The organism is Oerskovia douganii, from assembly GCF_015142735.1.
In the GTDB taxonomy this organism is placed as follows: Bacteria; Actinomycetota; Actinomycetes; order Actinomycetales; family Cellulomonadaceae; genus Oerskovia; species Oerskovia douganii.
The window spans coordinates 1-5,538 of the sequence record NZ_JACSPN010000047.1 but is presented as its reverse complement, the minus strand read 5'-3'; the positions used below and the strand labels follow the sequence as shown (position 1 = coordinate 5,538).

Genomic DNA, 5,538 nt, shown 5'->3' with positions numbered 1-5,538 from the left:
AAGTTGCCCCGAGTGAAGGCCTGGGAACGGGTTGGATTCGGTGCGTGTCGGTTGCTTGAGAACTCAACAGTGTGCTTGATAGTTAATGCCAATTGTCCGTCATGGGCGCGTGGTGGCCATCGTTTGGTGGTTGTTGTGTGTTCGTGTCGAGACTACTTATTTGGTATGAATTGAAAACGTCATGTTTTCGGTTTGTAGCCATGATTATGGACCTTCGGGTCCGCTTCGTATGGTTGTTAATCCTTCGGGGTTGATAGCAGACATTTACGGAGAGTTTGATCCTGGCTCAGGACGAACGCTGGCGGCGTGCTTAACACATGCAAGTCGAACGGTGATGCCCAGCTTGCTGGGCGGATCAGTGGCGAACGGGTGAGTAACACGTGAGTAACCTGCCCCAGACTCCGGGATAAGCCTTGGAAACGAGGTCTAATACTGGATATGAGATGCCCCTGCATGGGGAGTGTCTGGAAAGATTTATCGGTCTGGGATGGACTCGCGGCCTATCAGCTTGTTGGTGGGGTAATGGCCTACCAAGGCGACGACGGGTAGCCGGCCTGAGAGGGCGACCGGCCACACTGGGACTGAGACACGGCCCAGACTCCTACGGGAGGCAGCAGTGGGGAATATTGCACAATGGGCGAAAGCCTGATGCAGCGACGCCGCGTGAGGGATGAAGGCCTTCGGGTTGTAAACCTCTTTCAGCAGGGAAGAAGCGCAAGTGACGGTACCTGCAGAAGAAGCGCCGGCTAACTACGTGCCAGCAGCCGCGGTAATACGTAGGGCGCAAGCGTTGTCCGGAATTATTGGGCGTAAAGAGCTCGTAGGCGGTTTGTCGCGTCTGGTGTGAAAACTCAAGGCTCAACCTTGAGCTTGCATCGGGTACGGGCAGACTAGAGTGCGGTAGGGGTGACTGGAATTCCTGGTGTAGCGGTGGAATGCGCAGATATCAGGAGGAACACCGATGGCGAAGGCAGGTCACTGGGCCGCAACTGACGCTGAGGAGCGAAAGCATGGGGAGCGAACAGGATTAGATACCCTGGTAGTCCATGCCGTAAACGTTGGGCACTAGGTGTGGGGCTCATTCCACGAGTTCCGTGCCGCAGCAAACGCATTAAGTGCCCCGCCTGGGGAGTACGGCCGCAAGGCTAAAACTCAAAGGAATTGACGGGGGCCCGCACAAGCGGCGGAGCATGCGGATTAATTCGATGCAACGCGAAGAACCTTACCAAGGCTTGACATACACCGGAAACTTCCAGAGATGGTTGCCCCGCAAGGTCGGTGTACAGGTGGTGCATGGTTGTCGTCAGCTCGTGTCGTGAGATGTTGGGTTAAGTCCCGCAACGAGCGCAACCCTCGTCTTATGTTGCCAGCACGTCATGGTGGGGACTCATAAGAGACTGCCGGGGTCAACTCGGAGGAAGGTGGGGATGACGTCAAATCATCATGCCCCTTATGTCTTGGGCTTCACGCATGCTACAATGGCCGGTACAAAGGGCTGCGATACCGCGAGGTGGAGCGAATCCCAAAAAGCCGGTCTCAGTTCGGATTGGGGTCTGCAACTCGACCCCATGAAGTCGGAGTCGCTAGTAATCGCAGATCAGCAACGCTGCGGTGAATACGTTCCCGGGCCTTGTACACACCGCCCGTCAAGTCACGAAAGTCGGTAACACCCGAAGCCGGTGGCCCAACCCTTGTGGAGGGAGCTGTCGAAGGTGGGACTGGCGATTGGGACTAAGTCGTAACAAGGTAGCCGTACCGGAAGGTGCGGCTGGATCACCTCCTTTCTAAGGAGCATCACTCACGGCCGGCCCTTCGGGGTGGTCGTGCAGAGGCCATGGCACTCGCCGAACGCGTGGGTGGATGGTTGCTCAAGGGTGGAACATTAACGAAGAGCTCGTCCAAGACGGTTCGTGTCAGTACCTGTCTGCCTTCGGGTGGGTGGTGGAACATCACGGGTACGGGGGAGGGGTTCGCCAAGCACACTGTTGGGTCCTGAGGGAACCGCCCGCATGGGTGGGGTCGCTCTGAACGGGCCATCGCGTCTCCTGGGTGAACCGCCAACCGGTTGTGTTGGTAGGCCGTGGGAGCGGGTGGGATCGTCCGTAGCTTGAGAACTGCACAGTGGACGCGAGCATCTTTGTAAGATCAAAGATTTATCTTTGTTCTCTGCAATTTTTTGTTGTCAAGTTTTTAAGGGCACAGGGTGGATGCCTTGGCACTAGGAGCCGATGAAGGACGTTGTAGCCTGCGATAAGCCTCGGGGAGTTGGCAAACGAACCGTGATCCGAGGATCTCCGAATGGGGAAACCCCGCTGGAGTCATGTCCAGTGACCCGCACCTGAATATATAGGGTGTGTGGAGGGAACGTCGGGAAGTGAAACATCTCAGTACCGACAGGAAGAGATATTCCGTGAGTAGTGGCGAGCGAAAGCGGAACAGGCCAAACCGTTCATGTGTGATAGCTACCAGGCGTTGCATGGGCGGGGTTGTGGGACCTTTCAGACCGGGCTGGTACCCGGTCAGGGAGTCAGAAAGTCGCGTTATAGTCGAAGGGCATTGAAAGGCCCGGCACAGAGGGTGCGACCCCCGTAGACGAAATGACGTGGCCTCCCGAAGGGGATCCCAAGTAGCACGGGGCCCGAGAAATCCCGTGTGAATCCGGCAAGACCACTTGCTAAGCCTAAATACTACCTAGTGACCGATAGCGGACCAGTACCGTGAGGGAAAGGTGAAAAGTACCCCGGGAGGGGAGTGAAATAGTACCTGAAACCGTGTGCCTACAATCCGTTGGAGCCTCCCTAGCAGGGGTGACAGCGTGCCTTTTGAAGAATGAGCCTGCGAGTTAGTGCTCAGTGGCAAGGTTAACCCGTGTGGGGAAGCCGTAGCGAAAGCGAGTCTGAATAGGGCGAATGAGTCGCTGGGTCTAGACCCGAAGCGAAGTGATCTAGCCATGGGCAGGTTGAAGCGTGGGTAAGACTACGTGGAGGACCGAACCCACCAGGGTTGAAAACCTGGGGGATGACCTGTGGTTAGGGGTGAAAGGCCAATCAAACTTCGTGATAGCTGGTTCTCCCCGAAATGCATTTAGGTGCAGCCTCGCGTGTTTCTTGCCGGAGGTAGAGCTACTGGATGGCCGATGGGCCCTACAAGGTTACTGACGTCAGCCAAACTCCGAATGCCGGTAAGTGAGAGCGCGGGAGTGAGACTGCGGGGGATAAGCTCCGTAGTCGAGAGGGAAACAGCCCAGACCACCAGCTAAGGCCCCTAAGCGTGTGCTAAGTGGGAAAGGATGTGGAGTTGCACAGACAACCAGGAGGTTGGCTTAGAAGCAGCCACCCTTGAAAGAGTGCGTAATAGCTCACTGGTCAAGTGATTCCGCGCCGACAATGTAGCGGGGCTCAAGTACACCGCCGAAGCTGTGGCATTCACACAAACGCTAGGCCTTCGTGGTCCAGGCGTGTGGATGGGTAGGGGAGCGTCGTGTGGGCAGTGAAGTCGCGGGGTAACCCAGCGGTGGAGCCTACACGAGTGAGAATGCAGGCATGAGTAGCGAAAGACGGGTGAGAAACCCGTCCGCCGAATGACCAAGGGTTCCAGGGCCAGGCTAATCCGCCCTGGGTAAGTCGGGACCTAAGGCGAGGCCGACAGGCGTAGTCGATGGACAAGGAGTTGATATTCTCCTACCGGCGAAGAACCGCCCATACCGAACCCGGTGATGCTAAGCGCCCTTAACCCGCACCGTCTCCTTCGGGAGACATCGCGGGAGCGGCGCGCGACCCGAACCGGTACTAGGTAAGCGTATTAACAGGGGTGACGCAGGAAGGTAGCCCAGCACGGCGATGGTTGACCGTGTCCAAGGTTGTAGGGCGAACAGTAGGCAAATCCGCTGTTCACATAGCCTGAGAACTGATAGATAGCGCGTATGCGCGAATTGGGTGATCCTATGCTGCCAAGAAAAGCCTCGGCGCGAGGTTCTAGCCGCCCGTACCCTAAACCGACTCAGGTGGTCAGGTAGAGAATACTAAGGCGATCGAGAGAATCGTGGTTAAGGAACTCGGCAAAATGCCCCCGTAACTTCGGGAGAAGGGGGGCCCGATGCGTGACGGAACTTGCTTCCCGAGCGTTGACGGCCGCAGAGACCAGGGAGAAGCGACTGTTTACTAAAAACACAGGTCCGTGCGAAGTCGCAAGACGATGTATACGGACTGACGCCTGCCCGGTGCTGGAAGGTTAAGAGGACGGGTCAGCCTTCGGGCGAAGCTCAGAATTTAAGCCCCAGTAAACGGCGGTGGTAACTATAACCATCCTAAGGTAGCGAAATTCCTTGTCGGGTAAGTTCCGACCTGCACGAATGGCGTAACGACTTCTCCGCTGTCTCAACCGCGAACTCGGCGAAATTGCACTACGAGTAAAGATGCTCGTTACGCGCAGCAGGACGGAAAGACCCCGGGACCTTTACTATAGCTTGGTATTGGTGTTCGGTGCGGCTTGTGTAGGATAGGTGGGAGACTGTGAAGCATGCACGCCAGTGTGTGTGGAGTCAACGTTGAAATACCACTCTGGTCGCTCTGGATATCTAACCTCGGTCCGTAATCCGGATCAGGGACAGTGCCTGGTGGGTAGTTTAACTGGGGCGGTTGCCTCCTAAAATGTAACGGAGGCGCTCAAAGGTTCCCTCAGCCTGGTTGGCAATCAGGTGTCGAGTGCAAGTGCACAAGGGAGCTTGACTGTGAGACTGACAGGTCGAGCAGGGACGAAAGTCGGAACTAGTGATCCGGCGGTGGCTTGTGGAAGCGCCGTCGCTCAACGGATAAAAGGTACCCCGGGGATAACAGGCTGATCTTGCCCAAGAGTCCATATCGACGGCATGGTTTGGCACCTCGATGTCGGCTCGTCGCATCCTGGGGCTGGAGTAGGTCCCAAGGGTTGGGCTGTTCGCCCATTAAAGCGGTACGCGAGCTGGGTTTAGAACGTCGTGAGACAGTTCGGTCCCTATCCGCTGCGCGCGCAGGAAACTTGAGAAGGGCTGTCCCTAGTACGAGAGGACCGGGACGGACGAACCTCTGGTGTGCCAGTTGTTCCGCCAGGAGCACGGCTGGTTAGCTACGTTCGGAAGGGATAACCGCTGAAAGCATCTAAGCGGGAAGCCTGCTTCAAGATGAGGTTTCCATCCCCGCAAGGGGGAGAGGCTCCCAGCTAGACCACTGGGTAGATAGGCCGGATGTGTAAGGCAGGACTAACGACTGCTGAAGCTGACCGGTACTAATAAGCCGACAACTTGATAACACACAAACTTTTTGCTACGCGTCCACTGTGCGGTTCCCGAGATACGGGCACACCCCCACGTAACCGGGGGACCCGAACATCTCCATAGAGTTACGGCGGTCATAGCGAGAGGGAAACGCCCGGTCCCATTCCGAACCCGGAAGCTAAGCCTCTCAGCGCCGATGGTACTGCCCTGGAGACGGGGTGGGAGAGTAGGTCGCCGCCGGACAACCATTCACCAAAGGCCCACCCCTCACGGGGTGGGCCTTTGGC

3 rRNA genes are annotated in these 5,538 nt (G+C 56.9%); all 3 read left to right on the top strand.

The features are described from left to right. Positions 1-263: 263 nt before the first annotated feature. The 3 genes from H9623_RS19010 to rrf all read left to right on the top strand — a co-directional run bounded on the left by H9623_RS19010 (position 264) and on the right by rrf (position 5,494). A 16S ribosomal RNA gene (locus H9623_RS19010) occupies positions 264-1,784 on the top strand. 396 nt (positions 1,785-2,180) lie between these two features. Beyond that, positions 2,181-5,286: ribosomal RNA gene (locus tag H9623_RS19005) — 23S ribosomal RNA — on the top strand. 91 nt (positions 5,287-5,377) lie between these two features. Then, positions 5,378-5,494 (top strand): 5S ribosomal RNA (gene rrf, locus H9623_RS19000). Together the 16S, 23S and 5S rRNA genes form the textbook arrangement of a ribosomal RNA operon. Positions 5,495-5,538: the final 44 nt, after the last annotated feature.